Raw genomic sequence first — 21,183 nt, forward strand, 5'->3', positions numbered from 1 at the left:
TAGTTTGTTTCTTTAGCCACAGATGCACAGATTTTGTTTTGTGGATAAACCTCTCTGGCTGCGCCATCTCTCCCAGGGGTAGAGATTGTAAAGTTGCATAGGAATTTCGCTATTCTCTCCCTTTGGTAGAGATGCCCGAAGGGCAGAGAGGGTTAAAACAACATCACTAGCACCATAAGCATAGATAACGTACCTTTGCAGATATAACTATTTCCACATGCCCCTTTTTGATTTAAAGCAGCCCATCAATTATAAAAACGAAATCCTAGCCGGTTTAACCGTTGCCATGACCATGATTCCCGAGTCGCTTTCATTTGCCATTTTAGCAGGCTTTCCTCCTTTAATGGGTTTGTACGCTGCTTTTATTATGGGTTTAGTTACAGCTATTTTAGGTGGTAGGCCTGGCTTGGTATCGGGCGGGGCTGGTGCAACCGTAATTACGCTAATTGCATTGATGAAACTGCATGGCTTAGAGTATGTATTTGCTGCAGTGGTAGTAGCTGGAGTGATCCAAATTGTGGTAGGGTTGTTTAGGCTCGGTAAGTTCATCAGGCTAGTGCCGCAATCAGTTATGTATGGGTTTGTTAATGGTTTAGCAATAGTGATTTTTCTGTCGCAGCTCAACCAATTTAAAGTGCAAGGTAGTAACGATTGGCTAAGTGGCTCAGCGCTGTATACAATGGGCGGACTAACCGCATTAACCATTTTTGTGGTGTGGCTTTGGCCTAAAATTACTAAGGCTGTACCTGCTTCATTAGTAGCTATTATCGTAGTATTTGCGGTGGTTTTAATTTTTGGGATACAAACTAAAACAGTAAGCGATATTGCTTCGGTAGCTGGAGGGTTTCCACCTTTCCATGTGCCTAATGTGCCTTTTACATTTGAGACGTTAAAAATTGTATTTCCTTTTGGGTTAATTATGGCTATGGTGGGGTTAACAGAAGGATTACTGACCTTAAACTTAGTGGATGAAATTGTAGGCAATAAAGGTGATGGTAACAGAGAAAGTGTAGCACAAGGAACGGCCAATATTTTGAATGGCTTCTTTTTTGGGATGGGGGGCTGCCCTATGATTGCGCAAACCTTGGTGAATCTATCCGCTGGTGCGAGAGCAAGACTTTCGGCTATTATTGGTGCGCTAACCATTTTGTTGATTATTTTAGTAGGTGCACCTGTAATTGGAAAATTACCAATGGCCGCACTTACAGGTGTGATGATGATGGTTGCCGTAACCACGTTCGAGTGGAGCAGTTTTCGTATCATTAATAAAATGCCAAAGGCCGATATTTTTATTGGGGTGGTTGTTGCTGCAGTAACGGTTTTTATGCACAATTTAGCCTTAGCGGTTCTTATTGGTGTAATTCTGTCGGCTTTGGTGTTTGCATGGGAAAGCGCCCGCCGCATTAGGGCAAAAAAGTTTATTGATGCGAATGGCGTAAAGCATTATGAGATTTTTGGGCCATTGTTTTTTGGTTCAACCACCACCTTTCTGGAAAAGTTTGATGTGCAGGACGACCCAACGGAAATTGTGATTAACTTCAAGGAGAGCCGTATTGCCGACATGAGCGCCATTGATGCAGTGCACAAAATCACAGAGCGTTATAAGAAGTTGGATAAACTGGTTACCTTAAAGCACCTTAGTGCTGATAGTAGACTGCTGCTTAGAAATGCGGCGGGTGTAATTGAGGTGAATATGGATGATCCGATTTATATGGTTGCCGCCTCACCCCATGAAAGTAAATATTAAGGCAAAATTTCTGCAGGTCCCTCTCCAAAGGAAAGGGAGAAACGAAGTGAGTGCTTTTGCTTAGTGCAAAAAAAACGCCCAATAAAATTAGGCGTTTTTTATAGGCATCTTGTCTTCCCCTTTCCTTTGGAAAGGGGATTAAGGGGATAGGCTATTTCTGCAAACCAGGTATCTCTACCATTTCATTTGCATCAGCGGTGTAATCAACACCTGCTACATCAAAACCAAAGAGGTTCAAGAAATCTTTTTTATAACCAGCTAAATCACCAGTTTGTGGCAACGTTTCGGTGTCGGCGGTTTTCCAAAGTTCAGCCACTTGTGCCTGTACATCGTCACGCATTTCCCAATCATCAATTCTAATACGTCCTTTTTCATCCACAGGAACATCGCTGTTAGTGTATAATCTTTCAGCAAATAAACGCTGTATTTGCTCAATACAACCTTCGTGTAAACCTTTTTCTTTCATGGTTTTGTACAAGAAAGAAATGTACAAAGGAATAACAGGAATAGCCGAACTCGCCTGAGTTACCAAAGCTTTGTTTACAGAAACGTAAGCCTTGCCGTTCAAGTCGGCCAGTTTATCAGTAATGGTAAAAGCAGTAGCTTCTAAGTGATCTTTAGCACGGCCAATGGTACCTTTTCTATAAACCGCCTCGGTTACCGCAGGGCCAATATAAGAGTAAGCTACAGTTACTGCGCCTTCGGCCAATACGCCAGCAGCTTTCATGTCATCAATCCACATTTCCCAATCTTCGCCACCCATTACAGCAACGGTGTTTTCAATTTCCTCTTCGTTGGCAGGTTCTATACTTACAGTAGAAACAATGCCGGTATGGAAATCAACAGTTTTGTCAGAGAAAGTGCCGCCAATTGGTTTCAAGGTAGAGCGGTGTGTAACGCCAGTTTTTGGGTTAGTTCTTACCGGAGATGCCAAACTGTAAATTACCAAGTCAATTTGGCCTAAATCAGCTTTAATTAAATCAATAGTTTGCTGCTTTACTTCATTTGAAAACGCATCGCCGTTAATGCTTTTTGCATACAATCCATCTGCTTGCGCCTGTTTTTCAAAAGCAGCAGTATTATACCAACCTGGCGAAGCTGTTTTGCCTTCTTTAGGTTCTTTTTCAAAATAAACGCCAACAGTTGAAGCACCATTGCCATACGCTGCGGTAATACGCGAAGCCAAACCAAATCCGGTTGATGCACCAATTACCAATACTCTTTTAGGTCCGTTGATGTTGCCTTTAGATTTTACATATTCAATTTGGTTTTTCACGTTCTGTGCGGCACCCTCAGGGTGAGCCGTTAAACAGATAAAACCACGCATTCTAGGTTCAATAATCATAATTTGTTTATTTAAAGTTGGCCAAGCCAACAATCCAAGTTCAAAGCTAGCTTATTTTTTTGTGCGCTACAAATTTAGTAGAGGCAGACGGTGCGATGTTAAGTATGGCATTACGTTTAGAGGAAGATTTGTGTTTTGAAAAACAAAGCCAACAGCTTTTGCGGAAAGTGCAGTCCTTTGCTTCGTTCAAATGCTCCATTGCGCTGCGCTCCATTTCGCATAACCACTTCGCCAAGGTTTATTTTACAAAGGTAGTGGTGCATGGCTGGTGTAAATAGCAAGGTGTTTCAATCCATAGCCCCGATTGCCGTGGATCCCGATTTTTCATCGGGAGAAACAGAAAGCGGGACGAACGCTGTAAATAGCACTTTAATTGCGCTCCAAAAAATCTGAAGCAACACAAATGTTTGTCAAATGTAAAAGGCTGTTAAGATGATAGTATTTAAAGCTTTTAAGTATTTGTATCCGTAGCTTTTGTGCTTTTATTTCGCTAATTTTGCAAGCTATTTTTTTAACACACAGGCACAAAGCGGTTGGTCTAAAACTCTTTATTGCTAAGTAGCAGGAACAAGCGATAGTTCTGTGTGTTTAAACAAAGAAATACATTTAAAAAACGGAGCGAACACATATATGGCTAAAAACCACGTTGATTTAGGCGAGCAAAAAGAGGTTGAGGTTTATGGTGCGAGGGTGCACAATCTAAAAAATATTGACGTTAGTTTTCCACGCAACAAAATGGTGGTGGTTACTGGGTTAAGTGGTAGCGGTAAATCCAGCTTGGCTTTTGACACCATTTACGCCGAAGGTCAGCGCCGTTACATGGAAACATTTAGTGCTTATTCACGCCAGTTTATGGGCGGTATGGAGCGCCCGGATGTGGACAAAGTTTCGGGTTTGAGTCCGGTGATTGCCATTGAGCAAAAAACCACCAGCAAAAACCCACGCTCAACGGTGGGTACCATTACTGAAATTTACGATTTCATGCGTTTGTTGTATGCTCGTGTGGCTGATGCTTTTTCGTACAATACTGGCGAAAAAATGGAGCGCATGAGCGAAGACCAAATTCTCCAAAATATCTACAAAAAGTTTGAAAAATCGGCAGTAAATATTTTGGCTCCAGTGGTAAAAGGCCGTAAAGGGCATTACCGCGAACTGTTTGAGCAAATACGCAAACAAGGCTACGTGAAAGTGCGTGTGGATGGTGAAATTAAGGATATCGTGGCCAAAATGCAGGTAGATCGTTATAAAATACACGATATTGAAATTGTGGTTGACCGCTTGATGATTGATCCGAAAGATGATAAACGCCTTCGCGATAGTATACAAACTGCCATGCGTTTGGGAAAAGGTATCATCAAAATAAGCGATAAGGACAATAACGTAGCGCATTTTAGCAAATTTTTGATGTGCCCTACCACAGGAATTTCCTATGATGAACCACAACCGAATAGTTTTTCGTTTAACTCGCCCTATGGCGCTTGCGAAACTTGCGACGGCTTGGGTTATGTGTTTGTGGTGGATAAGAAATCGGTGATGCCCAACATGAAGTTGAGTATCATTAATGGTGGTTTGGCTCCGCTTGGCGAGTATAGGGATATTTGGGTGTTTCAGGTGCTTAAAGCGGTGGCGAAGAAGTATAATTTTTCGTTATCAACACCATTAGAGAAATTGAGTGAAGAGCACATTGATTTGATTTTAAATGGTACTCCAGATTTGATTTCGGTAGAAGTTGCCTACAACAAATGGAACGTACAAAATTACCAAGTTACGTTTGACGGGCTCATTAAACTTTTGGAAGAGCAGCAGGAGAAAAGGGGAGAAGGTGCTACTGACGATATGGAGGCTTTCCGTCGTTTGGAAACCTGCCCTACTTGCCATGGCGCTCGTTTGAAAAAAGAAAGTCTACATTTCAAGGTTGATGGCAAGAATATTTTTGAACTGGCCGAAATGGATATCTCCAGTTTAAGCCAATGGTTTGTAGGGGTGGAGAGCAGGCTAAGTGATCGTCAGAACACCATTGCCAAAGAAATTTTGAAGGAAATTAGAGCTCGTATTGGCTTTTTGTTGGATGTAGGCTTAAATTACCTTACGCTTGATCGCACTTCGAGAACCTTATCAGGAGGGGAGGCGCAACGTATTCGTTTGGCTACGCAAATTGGATCGCAGCTGATGAATGTCATGTACATTTTGGATGAGCCAAGTATTGGTTTGCACCAGCGTGATAATGAGCGTTTAATTACCGCTTTAAAAAACTTGCGTGATTTAGGAAACACCGTTTTGGTGGTGGAGCACGATAAGGATATGATTTTGGAGGCTGATTATGTGTTGGATATTGGTCCGGCAGCAGGGGTGCATGGCGGTACGGTGGTTGCGGAGGGTACACCAAAGCAAATCTTAAAATCCAACACCTTAACTGCAGCTTACTTAAATGGTAAAAAAGGAATTTTAGTGCCCGAAAAACGTAGGGAGGGTAATGGTAAAACACTTTCCATTATCAAAGCTACTGGTCATAACTTAAAAGAGGTTTCGGTAGATTTTCCTTTGGGTAAATTTATTGCAGTAACAGGTGTTTCGGGTAGTGGTAAATCTAGCTTAATTACCGAAACGCTTTATCCGATTTTGAACCACCATTTTTTTAGGGCCAAGAAAAAACCTTTGCCTTACGAAAGAATTGATGGTTTAAAGGAAATTGATAAGGTAATTGAAATTGACCAAACGCCAATTGGACGTACGCCGCGTTCTAATCCATCAACTTACACGGGTGTTTTTTCTGATATCAGGAACTTGTTTGTGGCATTGCCCGAAGCTAAAATTAGAGGCTATAAACCTGGGCGTTTTTCTTTCAACGTGAAAGGTGGCAGATGTGAAACTTGCCAAGGTGCGGGCATGAAAGTGATTGAAATGAACTTCTTGCCTGATGTACAGGTACCTTGCGAAGAATGCGGTGGTAGAAGGTATAACCGTGAAACTTTGGAGGTGCGCTACAAAGGTAAATCTATCAGTGATGTGTTGGATATGAGTATTGAAGATGCCTGTCATTTCTTTGAGCATATGCCTGTCATCTACCGTAAAATTAAAACGTTAAATGATGTGGGTTTAGGTTATATCCGTTTAGGGCAGGCTTCTACTACTTTGTCTGGAGGCGAGGCGCAACGCGTAAAATTGGCTACCGAGCTTTCTAAAAAAGACACCGGTAAAACCTTCTATATTTTGGATGAGCCGACTACAGGTTTGCACTTTGAGGATATCAACGTATTGTTAGGGGTGCTGAATGAGTTGGTAGATAAAGGCAACACGGTTTTGGTGATTGAACATAACTTGGATGTGGTTAAAGTGGCCGATTGGGTAATTGATTTAGGTGAAGAAGGCGGCGCTGGCGGCGGTAGAATTATTTTCGAAGGTACACCTGAGGGATTGATTGAAAATCCGCTTAGCTTGACGGGCAAGTTTTTGAAAAAGGAAATGTAAGGATACTTTCTGTCCATTTTATCTCATCAAAATTTTGCTGTCCTGTCACTAACACTGTTTCAGATTTGCAGTCTATAAATTCGGAAATGCAAATCCGATGGCAGGTTAGTAACGGTTATTAGTAGATTGACGTGTTCCTAGCGTGCCAAATTTGTACTGTATTAACAGGGCAGAGCTTTGGTTAATAAAAAAAAGCGCTACAAGTAAAACTTATAGCACTTCCATAAAATTCTAATTTTTTAATCTAATGGAGGTTTTGTTTGGCAATTTGACTATCGCGAGTGTTTTTTTGTACCGCAATAGCGCCAAACAAAGCTAGCAAAAAGGCAAAGGCATAAAATCCCTTTTCGCTAGGCAACAGGTCTGCATTCCACAGCCCAATTACCAACAAAGCAATAGTTAGCAAGGTTGCAAACCAGCTAATGCCGTAGTAAAGTTCCGTCACTGGAATGCTTTCGAGCTTGTCTCTAACAGCTTTTTGCAGCGAAATTACTGCGAACATGCCAAACATGAGTACCGCAAAATAGTAGCCTTTTTCATTGAGTAGCATTTCGGAACGCCAAAGGCCAATAATAAAGCCTATCATACCAACTCCGAGGGCAATCCACGAGGCTGCTACAAAAGCGTTGGAAGGTTTTTGGTTCATTGTTTTAGTATTAGGTTAATATTTAACAATTGCTGTAAAGACTTTCACGAGAGTTAATTGTTACAAGTTATCGTAATTATGACAAAGCCATAGCGTTAACTTGATTGGTTCGTTGCTTTGTACTTGCCGGCAGCCAGCTACCCTGTCATCCCGACTTTGGAGGGATCTGGAAAAGAGCTCAAGTTAATAAGGTTTAGTTCCTTCGCTTCGTTCCGGATGACATTACGCCTAACTGCCAACCCGCCTTGTCATCCCCACTTTGGAGTGATCTGGAAAAGAGCTCACGTTAATAAGGTTTAGTTCCTTCGCTTTGCTCTGCTCTGGATGACAATACGCCTAACTGCTAAACCGCCTTGTCATCCCGACTTTGGAGGGATCTAATGAAGAGCTCACGTTAATAAGGTTTAGTTCCTTCGCTTTGCTCTGGATGACAATACGCCTAGTTGCTAGCCCGCCTTGTCATCCCGACTTTGGAGGGATCTGGAAAAGTGCTCACGTTAATAAGGTTTAGTTCCTTCGCTGCGCAAGAATGACAGTACGCCTAACCGCTAACCCGCCTTGTCATCCCGACTTTGGAGGGATCTGGAAAAGAGCTCACGTTAATAAGGTTTAGTTCCTTCGCTTCGCTTTGGATGACAGCACGCCTAACCGCTAACCCGCCTTTTCATCCCGACTTTGGAGGGATCTGGAAAAGAGCTCACGTTAATAAGGTTTAGTTCCTTCGCTTCGCTTTGGATGACAGCACGCCTAACCGCTAACCCGCCTTGTCATCCCGACTTTGGAGGGATCTAGTGAAGAGCTTACGGTAACCGATTTAGTTCATTCGCTTCGCTGGACAACTAATTTTAATTAAGCGCTTGGTTTCTTCTGCTAAATTATTTAGCTAAATTTGCGCTATGAGTTCCACTTCCGACGCCAACCCAATTGCTGATCAAATTTTTGAGTTCATTGAATACACCAATGAATCGGTTTTTCTTACAGGAAAGGCCGGTACCGGAAAAACAACTTTACTGAAACGGATAAAGCAGCAAAGCACCAAAAAAATGGCTGTTGTTGCACCTACGGGTGTTGCCGCAATGAATGCAAAAGGCACTACCATCAACTCTTTTTTTCAGCTGCCGCCAGGATCTTTTTTCCCAGGAGATGTAGCTTTGCAACATCTTCAGGATGGGTTTTCGTCCATTCAATCTACAGTTAATGATTTGAGTTTCGCTAACGATAAACTAAAGTTGTTCAGGGAGTTAGAGCTGCTGGTAATTGACGAAGTTTCGATGGTGCGTTGTGATGTAATGGACATGATTGATGCCTTGTTGCGCTCTGTTCGAAAAAATAGCAGTCCTTTTGGTGGTTTGCAGTTGCTGCTCATTGGCGATTTGTTCCAGTTGCCACCTGTCACTAAAAGAGAGGATTGGTCTGTGTTGAGCAAAGTGTATGCCTCGCCATATTTTTTTGATGCTTTGGTGCTGCGGCAAAATCCAGTTGTACAAATTGAACTAACCAAAGTTTACAGGCAAACAGAAGAAACCTTCATTAAAATTTTAAACGACATTAGGAATAATCAGATTGACAATGAAACTTTAGCTTTGCTCAATGAACGATTTGATCCTGATTTTCAAGATGACGCGGACATCAATCCAATTATCATTACTTCACACAATGCGGAAGCCAATGCCATTAACCAACAGAAGTTAGATGCGCTAAAAGGCGAGAGCTATACTTTTGAGGCAGAAATTAACGGTGAGTTTAAGGATTTAGGACTACAGGCGGAGCAGCAGCTTGTGTTAAAGGTTGGTGCGCAAATCATGTTCATCAAAAACGATACAGGCGACGAACGTAAATTTTATAACGGAAAAATCGGAAGAGTAAAATCGATTGATAATGGAGAGATTTATGTTGCTTTTCCAGATGAGGAAGATTTGTTACTCACCAAAAGCGCTTGGCAATCTTTTGAATATCAAATTGATGAGGATGAGCAAGTTTCGCAAAACCAAGTGGGTGAATTTCTCCAATATCCTGTTAAGTTAGCGTGGGCAGTAACCATACATAAAAGTCAGGGTTTAACGTTTGATCATGCCATTATTGATGCTGGCAAGTCTTTCATTAGCGGGCAGGTTTATGTGGCTTTAAGTAGGGTGCGAACTTTATCGGGTTTGATCCTAAAATCTAAAATTAATAAAGACAGTTTACGGTCGAACAACGAAGTCATTAATTTTCTTCAACCTGCAATGGCCGGCGATTTGAATTTGTTGATGAAGCAGGCACAAGAAAAGTACATCTTAAATTTGGTTTTGGCACATTTTAACTTTAACTCCATGATGGGTGCTGTTGATTTGATTCAACAAGATCCTGAAATTTATAAGGTAAATAATCCATTCCTAAAAACGCAAATGCAGGAAATAACCAGCGCCATTAAAAAGTTAGATGTGCTATTGGAAAAATTCAGGCAGCAAATCAATAACCTGTATCAGCAAGATGGGTTTGAAGCACAAGAAAATTTACAAAATCGGATAACAGCTGCCAATGGTTATTTTGCCAACGAGCTCTCTGTTAAACTGCTTCATCCCTTGCTTAAATTGATTCGTGTTAAACCAACCAACAAGCTACAACAGCACATACAACACCAGCTTCAAAAATTAAGACAGCAGATAGAAAATAGCATTACTTTGATGCATATTGGAAGCGGTTTGTTAGCGCAACCTTTAGCTGCCAAAAACTACACGGAGTGGATTACTAAACATCGCCGAAGGCAAACTAAAACTTCCGAAAAACGTTCAGCTACGCAAGAAACCGTAACTTTACAATTGTTTTAGTAGCGATATTTATTGCTTTTAATGCTATATAGATGGAAAATTTGCTTACCGCCATTCAAATGAAAGATGCTGATGCGTATACTATTCAACATCAAAATATTACATCTGTAGATTTGATGGAGCGGGCTGCAGTTTCATTTGTTGAAGCATTTGCTAGAAAGATTGTTGATAAGAAAAAAAGTATTGTGGTAATTTGCGGACAGGGAAATAATGGCGGCGATGGTTTGGCTATTGCAAGGCTGTTGAATGAGCAAGGTTATCACAATTTGAAGGTGTTTCTTACACATTTTTCTGAAAAATCATCGGCAGATTATCAAGTAAATTTAGAGCGTGTAAAAGGATTGTTCAAGCTTGAAGATGCCCGTAACTTGGCATTGTCGGCAACTGATGTGGTAATTGATGCTATTTTGGGTGCTGGGTTAAACCGGCCGCTAAGTGGCAATTATGAATACCTTGCTCAATTGATTAACCAATCTGGAGCTTATGTGGTAGCTGTGGATGTGCCAACTGGGTTTAAAAGCGAGGGCGCTTTGGAACCAATTTATAATGGCGTTAGTGCTGATTATTGCATCACTTTTGAACGTCCTAAAATTAATTTCTTCTTTCCTGAAAGTTTACAGGCTTTAAAGGCATTTGAGGTTGTGCCAATAGGACTGGCAGAATCTTACTTGCAAAATGTGGCTACGCCGTGGAAACTAATCTCGGAAAAAGCAGTAGGTAAACTGTTAAAACCTCGCTCTGCTTTTTCGCACAAAGGCACTTATGGCCATGCATTGGTTATTGCTGGCAATCCTGAAACAATGGGTGCGGCCTTGTTGTGTACAAGCGCTTGTTTAAACGCCGGAGCAGGTTTGGTAACGACATGTATGCCGCAAAGTGGTTTAACGGCGCTAAATGTTGCTTTGCCAGAGGCGATGTTTTTAAATAGGGAATCCATTAAAGATGTTGACTTGCTTAAATTTAAGGCAGTTGCTATTGGTCCAGGTTTGGGAGTGGGAAAAGCACAAGCGGATATTTTAAGCCATTTTTTGGATAGTAAAGTAAACTTAGTGGTGGATGCCGATGCCATTAATATCCTTGCTGATCAGAAAGAATTACTAAATGCATTGCAGGCCCAAAGCATCATCACGCCGCACATGAAAGAGTTTGATCGTTTATTTGGAAATCACAATAATTGGTGGGACAGGGTTGCAACTGCTAGTTTACAATCGCAAAGACTCCAGCTAGTTATTGTATTGAAAAACCAATATACTTTTATATGTGTGCCAAGTGGCGATATCTTTATCAATACTACAGGAAATCCAGCGATGGCTCAGGGTGGAATGGGAGATGTACTTACCGGAGTGATTACCTCGTTTCTAGCTCAAGGTTATAGCGCAGCAGAAGCCGCAATTTTGGGCGTGTTTCTGCATGGCAAATCAGGCGACCATTTAGCTCACAAAAGGGCGGTAGTTAGTGCATCTCTTTTATCTCAAGAAATTCCGCGAGCCCTTAAAAAATTGTTAAACAACGTGGTTGTGGGTTAAATATTATCTAGCTCAGAAATTTTTTTAATCGGCTGTTTTCTTATTTGTTTAATTAAAAAACCTCTCCAGTTAAATTGTAAGCGGTTTTTATGAATTTATCTGCGTTATAATTCCGAGAACGATTGCACAGTTTTCTCTTTTACAAGAAAAAACAAATGCTTAAATCTGTATTAGATTTTAAATAAAGTAGTGTTTCATAGTCTTTTGCATGCAAGATTAAGAACACTTCGCAGTATCTATTAACCAAATTTATAACCAAATTGATATGAAAAAACGTGTACTTTTTTTCGCATGCATCAGTATGCTCTTTTCTTTAGGCATTAAAGCTCAAATAACTCCGTTTTCTGTGAAGTGGGAATCAAAAGGCACCGGTTCTGGTAGTTATGGTATCATAAAAACAGTTACTGGAAACGTTGCAGGTACAGCTTTGGAAACATCTAGCGGTAGTTTTGGAAATCTGGGTACTTTAGAGTTGTACGCTTATAGTAATAGTACTAATGCTGCTTCCGTAACAGGATTGGCGTCTGATGATTCTTGGGGTAGATTTAGAGCAATAGCGACAATCCCTAATTTTTCGGATAACGATGTTGTTAATACGGCTCATTATGCTCAGTATATTATAGAACCAACTAATGGTAAATTTTTAAGACTAACAGATATTAGTGTGGTAGCAGTAGGTGGAGGCACAGGAAATGTTAGAATGGTGGTGAAATACTCCTTAGATGGCAATAATTTTTTTGATATGCCAGCTTTGGCTACCTATTATGACGCTGCAGGTACGGCTGCTACGTACGCGGCTACGGATGCAACAACAGCAATACCATTAGTTGCTTCAAATACTACAGGTCAAACTCAAGATAAAAGAGCAATTACCTACAGTAATTTAAAAATTAATGTAGATAATGGTCAAAAAGTTTATTTACGTTTTTATCCTTATTTAACCGGAACAACCGGTTCTTCTAGATATTTATTCTTAAGACTTTCTAGTTTTTCAGGTATTACTGCAGATAGCACATTACCTCTTGACTTTCTTTCGTTTACTGCTAAACCAGATGCCTTGGGTAAAACTGTAAACTTGGTTTGGAAAACTGCCAACGAAGTGAATACTCAAGATTTCGTTGTAGAAAGAAGAAGCGACAACACAGAATTTTCGACCGTGGGCACTGTTTTGAGTAAAAGTACTGCTGGCACACATAGCTACAGCTTTACGGATTCGAGGCCGTTATCAGGTACTGCTTATTATCGTTTAAAGCAACGAGACAAGGACGGAAAATACAGCTATAGCGAAGTGACAGATGTTAAGTTAGAGAATATTAGTTTAAATATCTTTCCTAACCCGGTAAGCAAAGAGCTTGTAGTAAGTCATGATTACGAGAAAAAATCTAGTACCATTAAAGTGGTAAGTTTGGATGGCAAGAGCCTGATAAAAGTTAATACAGCTACTGGTTCATCTTCCACAACAATTAATGTATCCAATTTAACGTCAGGTACCTATTTGTTGGTTTACGAAGGAGAAGGAAAACCAAAGTCACAAAAGTTCATCAAGAAATAAACTAAACCTTTCACCAATTTTTTATGCTAGCTACGGCTGGTAAAGGAATTTTTTTGCCCAAAAATTTAGTACAATGAAATATATTCTAAAAACGCTATTGTTTGTCAGCTTCATCACTTTAAGTGTTTTAGCAAAAGCGCAATCCATTTATTTTACAGAAGGCTTTGAAACCGGACTGCCTACCACCAAGCCAACTACCGAAACATTGGCAACGCTTGGTTCGGGTACTTGGGCAGTGAAAGGAGCTTATCGTTCTACTTCAAAATGTGATGGCACCTATGGCTTTAGGTTCATTGGGGGTGAAAGTTCATATGCCATTACGCCAGTGCTTAGCAACGGTGTTTCATCGCTAACATTTAGCAATAGTAGGGCTTCAGTTAGAACGATGACCTTTTTTGCGACTACCAAAACGGATCTTTCAACAATTACAGAAAGCGACTGGGTGCAAATAGGTACCACGGTTTCTACCAGCGCTGGATGCCCGGCAGGCTTGTACACGGTTAATTTTACACAAAATGCTACCATAGCAGCCACTGATATCAGACGTGTTAGAATTGTAAATGCTACAGCAAATGATAACGATATTGATGGGCTTTCCATCTCATCTGCGGTAGCAACAGTAAGTTCGGATGTAGATGTAACCGCATTCAAATTGCCAGGACAAGTAGGTAATGAAGTCATCAATTATACTGCTGGGACAATTAACATCAATGTAGCGACAGGAACAAATATCACCAATGTTGCGCCAACCACATTTACTATTTCCAACGGCGCTACGGTAAGCCCTTTGGCTAATGCAACACAAAACTTTACCAATCCGGTAAATTATGTAGTAACCGCTCAAGATGGTACCACCACTAAAAACTGGACAGTAACAACGGCATTTGTATTGTCTTCGGAAAAGGAAATTACTGCCTTTAAGCTTTCAAATGATCAAATTGGCAATGCCTCAATTAATAGCGCTACAGGACAAATTTTAGTGACCATGCCTACCGGTGTAAGTCTTTCATCACTTACGCCAGTTATATTTAACCTTTCAAATTTGGCAAGTGTAAGTCCGGGTGTAGGTGCTGCCCAAGATTTTACCTCGCCAGTACTTTATACGGTTACTGCTCAAAATAGCACTACAAAAAATTGGACGGTAACAGTGGTTACGGTTGATCCAAATTTAACTTTTAACACATACGAAGCTGAGAATGCAAACTTTACAGGCAAAGTAGATACACAGCATACTGGATTTACTGGTACTGGCTTTATCGATTTTTTAGCCACTGGCGACAATCAAATTACCTTCACTGTTTGTAACCAACAAGCTGGCGTACAAACTGCAAAGTTCAGGTATTCTTTTGCTAAGGATGAAAATCGCTCTGCGGCATTATACGTAAACGATGTTTTTGTACAAACGGTAGATTTTCCAAGAACTGCAACATTTACAGATTGGACTGAGGTTTTAGTTTCCGTAAATCTTAATGCAGGGGTAAATGCTATCAAATTAGCATGGGAAACAACTGATGGACCAAATTTGGATAGACTTGATTTATCAGGAGCACAATGTACCTCATACACTTTAGCCTTAAATACAACTAATAGCGGAACGGTAGCAATTACACCTGCCAGAGCAAATAACAGGTATTTTTCTGGTGAGCAGGTTACACTGTTAGCTGAGGAAAAGCCTGCGTTAAAATTAGATAATTGGTCGGGCGATTTAAGTGGTACAACCAACCCACAAACCTTAACCATGAACGGTAATAAAACCGTAACGGCTAATTTTAGGGTGATCAATACTTATCGCATCACAACCAGTGTAACGGGTATTGGTAGCATTACCTTAAATCCGGCGGGTGGCGAGTATCCAGATGGAACAGTGGTAACGGTAACCGCTAATACGGTGTTAGGTTCTACGTTCCAAGGCTGGGCTGGTGCTTTGAGCGGTAATAATGCTACACAAACCATCACTGTTGATGGGAATAAGACCATAACCGCTACTTTTACAGATAATCTAAATATCAATTTTAAGCAGCCGGTAGGTTTCGCATCAGCTAATGGCGATGGATTTAACGGCCCAACTACCGGTGGCGATGCTGTTGTACCGGGCTTCACTAACAAAACCATTTACATTAATGGTCCGGCTGAATTTAACAAGTTAGCCCAAACGCTTTATAATCGTATCAGGTATAAATACATGGATGCTAGTCCATTAACCATAGTACTCGAGGAAGGAGTTTACCAGGATGTGGCTTTAAGTCCGGCGATAGCAGTTTGGGGAAACCATATGTTGGATATCCAAGAGCAGTCTAACCTCACCATCATCGGGCGTAAAAATGTAGTTTTCAAGTTTGGTATCAACGTAAAAAGAAGTACCAACATCATCATTAGAAATATCACATTCCAAGACTATTATGATGATGGTATTAATATTGGAAATAATGAAACACACCATATTTGGGTTGATCATTGTACAGTTGGGCATCCAACTACCATGCCAGCTGATTCGGAGCATCCTGATGGCGGTATTGATATCAAGGATGGCGCAAGCTATGTCACCATTTCATGGACTATTTATCGTAACAGTTGGAAAACAGGCTTAATTGGCCACTCTGATAATAATGCAGGTACTGATGTTGGCCGCTTAAAAGTGACGCACTACGCCAATCATTTCTTAAATACTAACTCAAGAAATCCAAGGGTACGATTTGGGGAAGTACACGTGCTGAATTGCTTGAGCGATGGTGTTAAACTTTATGGCATTGCAGCGGCTATTGGTGCCAATGTATTTGCAGAAAACAACTTTTACCTAAACACGCGTTGGGGCATGTACGCCGATAGGACTTTGGCAGATTTTAGAGCAGTATTCGGGAACAACTCTGATGATATGTTTACTTCCAAAACTGGTAATAAGCCAGCATTTGGTTTGAAACAGGTAGGTAACGAGTATGATGATTCTGGCTTGCCTGTAATCACAGGACAAATCAATCCGGCAATGCTTAATCCTGGTGGTCGCTCGGTTAAATTTGATGAATTAAATGCAGCCAATGTGTTTAACCCATCAACTTACTACAGCTATACGCCGCTGCCGGCGTCGGTTGTGCGTGTAATAGTTCCTATTTATGCTGGCGCAGATAAAATAGACTGGTTCCCACAAACGCTGCCTTTGGATTTTGTTGCTTTTGATGCCAAAAAGGCTGGTACTGCTACCAATCCGCAGGTTAACCTAACTTGGAAAACAGCTAACGAAGTAAATACTGAAAAAATTGAGTTGCGCAGAAAAGGCGATAATGGGGATTTTGTGGTGATCAATACACAAACTACCAAAAATATTGCAGGTGAGCACAACTATAGCTTTACTGATCGCAATCCTTTATTGGGCAATAACTATTATCAGCTTACACAATATGATAAGGATGGCAAAACTACTTCTAGTGAGGTGAAACTGGTGAACATTTTGGAAGTGGCCGAACAACTCAATGCCTATCCAAATCCTACTACTGGCATCATCACTATTAAACATAGTGCGGCGCAGGTAAAAGGTTCTATAACCGTTTTCGATACGCAAGGTCAGCAAAAGAACAAAGTTGCCATAATAAAAGGGCAGTTAAGTACCACTTTGAATTTATCATCATTAGCCAGCGGATTTTACTTGCTCAAAGTAGAAGTAGATGGTCAACATCAGCAAATAAAAATCATCAAAAAATAATCCACCCAATAAAATATGGAAGTGCAATCGCTTCCATATTTTCTATTTAGAATGTAAAATGTACACCAAAAAATGAAAAATCATCTGTTTAAAATCGTTTGTAGCATAATGTTAGTTATGCTAGGGTTTAAAGCAAGTGCACAGTACAGTGCCACTGTAGACCCAAGCGGTGGAGGTACGCACACTACCATCCAAGCTGCACTAAATGACGCTCCCTCAAATGCCACATCACCTTATCGAATTTTAATTAAGAAAGGTGTTTATTACGAAAATTTAACCATTGCAAAACCGTTCATCCAGTTTATTGGGGAGGATGTAGCGAAAACCATCATCACCTATAATAATGCAAATGGTAAGAGTATGCCGGGCGGAGGTACGTATGGTACGGCAAACTCAGCTTCGGTGATTATCAATTCGGATGATTTTAGTGCGGCTAACGTAACTTTCGAAAATAGCACAGGGGATGCTCCTCAGGCATTGGCTATTAACGTAAGTGGCGACAGGGCATCTTTTAAAAATTGTAGGTTTTTAGGTGGGCAGGATACATTTTTATCCTACAACTCTAAATATCCTCAATCACTTTACAAGTGTTACATTGAGGGCGTGGTTGATTTTATTTTTGGTAACGCAAAAACTGTTTTTGACGAATGTGTAATTTATCCACGAGATAGGGTAGATAACCAAGCAAGCAGTTATATTACAGCATCTAACACTCGTGAAACTAAAGGGTTTTTATTTAGAAATTGCCAAATTATTGCCAACAGAGGAGTTACCAAGTATGTATTAGGTAGGCCTTGGCAAAATGATGCAGCTACTGCTGATCCAAAATCGACGGCGGCTACCGTGTTCATCAACACTAAAATGAGTAATGTAGTTAAGCCGGAAGGTTGGTCTATTTGGGATGCTGGTACGGACGTGAGCAAGGTAATTTACGCAGAGTATGGCTCAATGGATATGAATGGAAATCCATTGGATGTTAGCTCTCGTGTAAATTGGTCAAAGCAATTAACATCAATTGAGGCTGCGGAGTATTTGGATAATAACATCGTTTTCAAGGATAGAAATAACAATGTTTGGGATCCTTATGCGGTGTTTTTAGATGGTAACGCCGTACCAACTAACAGATTAGCAATCTCTAATTTCAAGTATACAAAAACTGGTAACGAGCTTACCTTCAAGTGGAATTTAAACTGGCCTGAAAATAACGTAACCTATCGTTTGTATCGTATTGCCGATGGTGGTACTCCAACGTTAGTGAATGAGCAAACAATCGGCGGTAACGACGTAAATTTAGCTTACGCACCTACTACAGGTAAAGAAACCGTTCCGCCATCAATGTCAACTTATCAATATTACGTTGAAGCAACATCAGCAAGCGGAACAGCACGTTCAGAAAGTGCAACTATTGCCGCAATTCCGGCAATTACAGCTGGTACAATTACGGGTGCTCTTCTTCAAGGCACTGATGGACCTTCGGCTACAAAAGTTTACACCCTTTCGGCAACTTATCTTTCAGGAAATTTAACCGTAACTCCGCCTGCCAACTTTCAGGTAAGTAATGATAACGGACAAACTTGGTACAGTGCTGGTTCGCCATTGGTAATTACACCAAGTAGTGGCTCTGTTAGCACTACCATATTAGTGAGGTTAAACACCAATGATGCTACGGGTACTTACTCGGGAAATATTACCCACACCAGTACCAATGCCACTACCGTAAATGTTGCCGTAAGCGCTTCAAAAGTTAACTATTCACTCATTGATTTAAAGGAATTGATTCGTTGGGAGCTCACGGCAAACAACACAGCTACAGCGGCTACTGGAGTAACAGCTACTACACCAACTTTCAATAACCTTGCGCTGTCTGACGGTACTACGGTAACGGCGGTGCCTGCTTACTCTACCACCCATGGACAAGCGTTTGGTGCAACAGCGACCGGTTTGTGGGGAACTGCAGCTGGTGGTCCAGGTGGTAACTTAAGTCGTACGCACTACGAAGAATTTACAGTAGTACCTGCGGCAGGTAAAATGCTAACTGTTCAAGAGCTTTTGCTCTCAACCAATTTTTATAACACATCATCTAACACCAAAATAGGAGTTTCTTACTCGATAGATGATTTTACAACTGTCTCTGAAATTACAGGCGGTTACGATGGTACCAACGTAGCATTGGCTAATACTGCCTTTGGAGCTTTTACCGCACCAGCGCTAATTACAAATGGCACCGGTGGAACTACTCAACAATTCAGGTTCATTTTAAATGGTGATAATGGCGTAGTTGTTCCAGCCGGAAAAACTTTAAAAGTACGTTTATATTTTAGTTGTGGTAGTACCTCTAGCGGCAGGTACGCTAAATTAAAATCGGTTTATTTTAAAGGAGCGATAGACCAACAACCGGTTAACGGAGATTTTAGAACAATTGCAAGTGGTAGCTGGACCGATGTATCCATTTGGCAAAAATATGACGGTACGAATTGGAATGCAGTAACCGATTATCCAGTGTACAATTCTGGAGGTACTTCTTACATTGAAAAAGGGCATAGCGTAATTTTGCCCACACTAACGCAAGGATTTGGATATTGCAATAATTTCTACGTAAAAACTGGCGCTACTTTAACTATCCCTTCTGGCAATACAGTAAATTTTGCAAATCAATCCCCTAATTTCTTTGTGGATGGTAATTTTGTAAACAGCGGAAGCATTGGCAATAACGGTACCTATAATGTAAAGATAAATGCAGGTGGTACATTTAAAAATGCGGGTTCTTTGGCCAACGTAGGTTCAGCTAATTTTACCGTTGCAGGTACGTATGAGCATGCTGCAAATTCCAACACCATGCCGGGTGCAGTAAGTTTTGAAGATGGCTCTACCTTCTTGATTTCGGGAATCACTACATCTCAAACCGGGATCCTTAAAAATACAATTAGTTATTACAACGTAACTTGGGATAACCCTTCGCAAGTGAATTACTATGCTTTCCAAGGTAATCTAGTCTCTAACATTAGGGGTAAATTTACCGTTAACAGTACCGGATCAACTTACTTAGCCTTATTAAACAACAGTGGTACTATTGGTTTGGGTAGTTATGAGCAAAACGGCGGACGCGTATTGGTAAGAGAGAACAGCACGGTTAATGCCATTTTTAACGTTAATGGAGATTTTGTGGTAAACAGTGGTACGTTCGAATCAAATTCGGCATCAGTAAAATTGAACTTAAAAGGTGCTACAGGTAACTATAAATACAATGATGCGGGTAACTTGCTAACTAACCTAACGGTTGATGTAGTTGGAAATTACACCTTGCAATCGCCAGTAGCTTCAAGCAATTTAACGGTTGAAAATGGTGTTTTAACGCTAGGCAACAACTCTTTAACAGTAAATACCATTACCAGAGACAATGCCGCTACTGGTTATGTAATTACTAGTGGTACGGGAAGTTTAATCGTGAAAAACATCGGTTCAACTTCGGTATCAGTACCTTTGGGAACTAACTTAGGCTACTCGCCAGTTGCTATTGCAAACACTGGTACATCGGGCGATTTCTCTTTCAGCCTAAAATCTGGTTTTGATAACCCATTACCTTCTAATGCAACTAAATCTGTTAACTTGCAGTGGAACATTACTCCATTGGGTAGCGGAGCTAATGCCAACTTACAATTCCAGTGGACTGCAGCTAACCATAACGCAGGCTTTTTAACTACAGATCCGGTGAGCGTAGCCAATTACCATAATGGTGCATACATAGGTTATGGCGCAACAGTAACAGGTACCAATCCTTACGTTGCAACTATAAGTGGCATTAATCAATTTAGCCCTTTCGTGGTAATTAATAATGGTGTACTTCCATTGGATTTAATTGTTTTTGAAGCTAAAAAAGTAGGTACGGCAACCAACCCTCAGGTAAACTTAAGTTGGAAAACTACCAACGAAGTAAACACACTTAAATTTGAGCTGCTTAGAAAAGGTAGTCAGGGTAATTTCGCAGTAATCAATACTCAAGCTTCAAAAAATACTGCTGGCGAGCATCAATACAGCTTTACCGATCGTACGCCGCTAACTGGTGATAATTACTACCAGCTTAAGCAATATGATATAGATGGTAAGTTTACTGTAAGTGAGGTGAGATTAGTGAGTGTAGGTGAAATCAATACCGCTTTTGGCGCTTATCCAAATCCTACCGATGGTTGGATTACAATTAACCACCAATTATTAACTGCAAACGCAGAAGTTGTGGTAGTGGATATGCAGGGCAGAAAACAATTGACGCAACCTGCAACAAAAGGGGAAAGCAGTACCAAAGTTAATTTAACTGCACTTCCAAAAGGTTTGTATATGGTAAGTTTAGTTGCCGATGGAAACAAACAGGTAATTAAAGTAGTGAAGAGATAATTCTCC

At 40.7% G+C, this 21,183-nt stretch carries 9 protein-coding genes; 7 read left to right on the top strand and 2 right to left on the bottom strand.

The features are described from left to right. Positions 1 to 217 precede the first annotated feature (217 nt). Positions 218 to 1,747 (top strand): SulP family inorganic anion transporter, encoded by a 1,530-nt coding sequence (locus tag DUT68_RS08170; protein ID WP_113637371.1) that lies wholly within the window; start codon positions 218 to 220, stop codon positions 1,745 to 1,747. Positions 1,748 to 1,898: 151 nt separating this feature from the next. Here the strand turns inward: DUT68_RS08170 and fabV are convergent, their stop codons facing one another. Further along, a complete protein-coding gene (fabV, locus tag DUT68_RS08175) occupies positions 1,899 to 3,092 on the bottom strand; it encodes an enoyl-ACP reductase FabV (RefSeq protein WP_113637602.1) in 1,194 nt (397 codons plus the stop codon). 630 nt (positions 3,093 to 3,722) lie between these two features. Between fabV and uvrA the strand changes: the two genes are divergently transcribed. Continuing rightward, a complete protein-coding gene (gene uvrA, locus DUT68_RS08180) occupies positions 3,723 to 6,560 on the top strand; it encodes an excinuclease ABC subunit UvrA (protein ID WP_113637373.1) in 2,838 nt (945 codons plus the stop codon). Positions 6,561 to 6,804: 244 nt separating this feature from the next. Here the strand turns inward: uvrA and yiaA are convergent, their stop codons facing one another. Beyond that, positions 6,805 to 7,206 (bottom strand): inner membrane protein YiaA, encoded by a 402-nt coding sequence (gene yiaA, locus DUT68_RS08185; RefSeq protein ID WP_113637375.1) that lies wholly within the window; start codon positions 7,204 to 7,206, stop codon positions 6,805 to 6,807. An 896-nt stretch (positions 7,207 to 8,102) separates the two neighbouring features. Here yiaA and DUT68_RS08190 point away from each other — a divergent pair. The 5 genes from DUT68_RS08190 (at position 8,103) to DUT68_RS08210 (ending at position 21,177) form a co-directional block, all read left to right on the top strand. Continuing rightward, positions 8,103 to 10,016 (top strand): ATP-dependent DNA helicase, encoded by a 1,914-nt coding sequence (locus DUT68_RS08190; RefSeq protein ID WP_113637381.1) that lies wholly within the window; start codon positions 8,103 to 8,105, stop codon positions 10,014 to 10,016. 32 nt (positions 10,017 to 10,048) lie between these two features. Further along, positions 10,049 to 11,542 (top strand): NAD(P)H-hydrate dehydratase, encoded by a 1,494-nt coding sequence (locus DUT68_RS08195; protein ID WP_237088293.1) that lies wholly within the window; start codon positions 10,049 to 10,051, stop codon positions 11,540 to 11,542. A 265-nt stretch (positions 11,543 to 11,807) separates the two neighbouring features. Further along, positions 11,808 to 13,094 (top strand): T9SS type A sorting domain-containing protein, encoded by a 1,287-nt coding sequence (locus tag DUT68_RS08200; protein WP_113637383.1) that lies wholly within the window; start codon positions 11,808 to 11,810, stop codon positions 13,092 to 13,094. 73 nt (positions 13,095 to 13,167) lie between these two features. Next, positions 13,168 to 16,788 carry a pectate lyase family protein gene (locus tag DUT68_RS08205; RefSeq protein ID WP_113637384.1) on the top strand — a complete coding sequence of 1,207 codons (3,621 nt, stop codon included), beginning with the start codon at positions 13,168 to 13,170 and terminating at the stop codon, positions 16,786 to 16,788. A gap of 117 nt (positions 16,789 to 16,905) precedes the next feature. Beyond that, positions 16,906 to 21,177 (top strand): pectinesterase family protein, encoded by a 4,272-nt coding sequence (locus tag DUT68_RS08210; RefSeq protein ID WP_214608402.1) that lies wholly within the window; start codon positions 16,906 to 16,908, stop codon positions 21,175 to 21,177. Positions 21,178 to 21,183 lie beyond the last annotated feature (6 nt).

The organism is Pedobacter zeaxanthinifaciens (assembly GCF_003313335.1).
Taxonomy (GTDB): domain Bacteria; phylum Bacteroidota; class Bacteroidia; order Sphingobacteriales; family Sphingobacteriaceae; genus Pedobacter; species Pedobacter zeaxanthinifaciens.